This window comes from Nocardia sp. JCM 34519.1 (assembly GCF_020361265.1).
GTDB classification, from domain to species: Bacteria; Actinomycetota; Actinomycetes; order Mycobacteriales; family Mycobacteriaceae; genus Nocardia; species Nocardia arthritidis_A.
In genome coordinates this window covers 1-3,202 of sequence record NZ_JAIRBR010000047.1, presented here as the reverse complement: position 1 = coordinate 3,202, position 3,202 = coordinate 1, and the positions used below count along the sequence as shown (strand labels likewise).

Here is a 3,202-nt window from a genome sequence, read left to right as displayed (position 1 = left end):
GCGTGTGTTGTTTCAGATACCGCACAGTGGACGCGTAGCTTCTTTGTTGGTAAGTCCTCGGCCTATTAGTACCAGTCACCTCCACCCATTACTGGGCTTCCAGTTCCGGCCTATCAACCCCATGGTCTGTAGGGGGCCTTAACCCATCAAGTGGGAGAGAAACCTCATCTTGGAACAGGCTTCCCGCTTAGATGCTTTCAGCGGTTATCCCTTCCGAACGTAGCTAACCAGCGGTGCCCTTGGCAGGACAACTGGCACACCAGAGGTTCGTCCGTCCCGGTCCTCTCGTACTAGGGACAGCCTTCCTCAAGTTTCTGACGCGCGCGGCGGATAGAGACCGAACTGTCTCACGACGTTCTAAACCCAGCTCGCGTGCCGCTTTAATGGGCGAACAGCCCAACCCTTGGGACCTACTCCAGCCCCAGGATGCGACGAGCCGACATCGAGGTGCCAAACCATCCCGTCGATATGGACTCTTGGGGAAGATCAGCCTGTTATCCCCGGGGTACCTTTTATCCGTTGAGCGACACCGCTTCCACATGCCGGTGCCGGATCACTAGTCCCGACTTTCGTCCCTGCTCGACCTGTCAGTCTCACAGTCAAGCTCCCTTGTGCACTTGCACTCGACACCTGATTGCCAACCAGGCTGAGGGAACCTTTGGGCGCCTCCGTTACATTTTAGGAGGCAACCGCCCCAGTTAAACTACCCACCAGGCACTGTCCCTGAACCAGATCATGGCCCGAGGTTAGAAGTCCAATACGACCAGAGTGGTATTTCAACGACGACTCCACGAACACTGGCGTGCCCGCTTCACAGTCTCCCACCTATCCTACACAAACCGTACCGAACACCAATACCAAGCTATAGTGAAGGTCCCGGGGTCTTTTCGTCCTGCCGCGCGTAACGAGCATCTTTACTCGTAATGCAATTTCGCCGAGTCTGTGGTTGAGACAGCAGAGAAGTCGTTACGCCATTCGTGCAGGTCGGAACTTACCCGACAAGGAATTTCGCTACCTTAGGATGGTTATAGTTACCACCGCCGTTTACCGGGGCTTAAATTCTCAGCTTCGCGCTTGCGCGCTAACCGGTCCTCTTAACCTTCCGGCACCGGGCAGGCGTCAGTCCGTATACATCGTCTTACGACTTCGCACGGACCTGTGTTTTTAGTAAACAGTCGCTTCTCTCTGGTCTCTGCGACCCCAACCAGCTCCCACCGCAAGGGTGTTCACCAGTCCGGGTCCCCCTTCTCCCGAAGTTACGGGGGCATTTTGCCGAGTTCCTTAACCACAGTTCTCTCGATCGCCTCAGTATTCTCTACCTGACCACCTGTGTCGGTTTGGGGTACGGGCCGTGTACCAACTCACTAGAGGCTTTTCTCGGCAGCATAGGATCACTGAATTCGCCTCAATCGGCTACGCATCACCTCTCAGGCTCATGTGGCACGGATTTGCCTATGCCACGCCCTACAGGCTTACACCAGTACAACCACTGACTGGCCCAGCTACCTTCCTGCGTCACCCCATCGCTTGACTACTACGGCCTGGGTCGTATGCAGCCCCCTCCTGTCTCCCGAAGGAGATCATTCAGGTTTTGGATACTTAGCAAAACCGGCTCGCCATTGGGCGCGGATACACGGGTACGGGAATATCAACCCGTTGTCCATCGACTACGCCTGTCGGCCTCGCCTTAGGTCCCGACTCACCCTGGGCGGATTAACCTGGCCCAGGAACCCTTGGTCATTCGGCGGACGAGTTTCTCACTCGTCTTTCGCTACTCATGCCTGCATTCTCACTCCCACAGCCTCCACCACTCGATCACTCGGTGGCTTCCCTGGCTGCAGGACGCTCCCCTACCCACCCAGACCACTGCCCCGAAGGGAATGTATACGTCTGAGTGCCGCGGCTTCGGCGGTGTACTTGAGCCCCGCTACATTGTCGGCGCAGGATCACTTGACCAGTGAGCTATTACGCACTCTTTCAAGGGTGGCTGCTTCTAAGCCAACCTCCTGGTTGTCTTCGCGACCCCACATCCTTTTCCACTTAGTACACGCTTAGGGGCCTTAGCCGGCGATCTGGGCTGTTTCCCTCTCGACTACGAAGCTTATCCCCCGCAGTCTCACTGCCACGCTCTCACACACCGGCATTCGGAGTTTGGCTGACTTCGGTAAGCTTGTGGGCCCCCTAGGCCATCCAGTAGCTCTACCTCCAGTGTGAAACACGCAACGCTGCACCTAAATGCATTTCGGGGAGAACCAGCTATCACGGAGTTTGATTGGCCTTTCACCCCTACCCACAGCTCATCCCCTCAGTTTTCAACCTAAGTGGGTTCGGGCCTCCACGACGTCTTACCGTCGCTTCACCCTGGCCATGGGTAGATCACTCCGCTTCGGGTCCATAGTGTGCGACTCGGGGCGCCCTATTCGGACTCGCTTTCGCTACGGCTCCCCCACACGGGTTAACCTCGCCACACACCGATGACTCGCAGGCTCATTCTTCAAAAGGCACGCCATCACCCCACCACAAAGTGGAAGGCTCTGACGGATTGTAGGCGCACGGTTTCAGGTACTATTTCACTCCCCTCCCGGGGTACTTTTCACCTTTCCCTCACGGTACTAGTCCGCTATCGGTCACCAGGTAGTATTCAGGCTTATCGGGTGGTCCCGACAGATTCACAGCAGATTTCACGGGCCCGCTGCTACTCGGGAACACATCACAGTAGAGCACGCGTTTTCGCTTACCGGACTCTCACCGTCTACGGTTGGCCGTCCCAGACCAATTCAGCTAACACGAACTTTTCTGACTACTGCTCACCACGGCAGTGATAAGAAGATGAGTCCCACGACCCCGCATGGACAACGCCTGCCGGCTATCACATCCACACGGTTTAGCCTCTTCCGCTTTCGCTCGCCACTACTCACGGAATCACATGTTGTTTTCTCTTCCTGTGGGTACTGAGATGTTTCACTTCCCCACGTTCCCTCCACACACCCTATATATTCAGGTGCGGGTGACACGACATCACTCGTGCCGGGTTTCCCCATTCGGAAATCCTCGGATCTCAGCTCGGTTGACAGCTCCCCGAGGCTTATCGCAGCCTCCTACGTCCTTCATCGGCTCCTGGTGCCAAGGCATCCACCGAACGCCCTTAAACACTTACAAACAAAGATGCTCGCGTCCACTGTGCAGTTCTCAAACAACACAC

At 56.2% G+C, this 3,202-nt stretch carries 1 rRNA gene; it reads right to left on the bottom strand.

From position 1 onward, the window contains the following. Positions 1-45 precede the first annotated feature (45 nt). Positions 46-3,159, bottom strand: a 23S ribosomal RNA gene (locus LGY53_RS43330). Positions 3,160-3,202 lie beyond the last annotated feature (43 nt).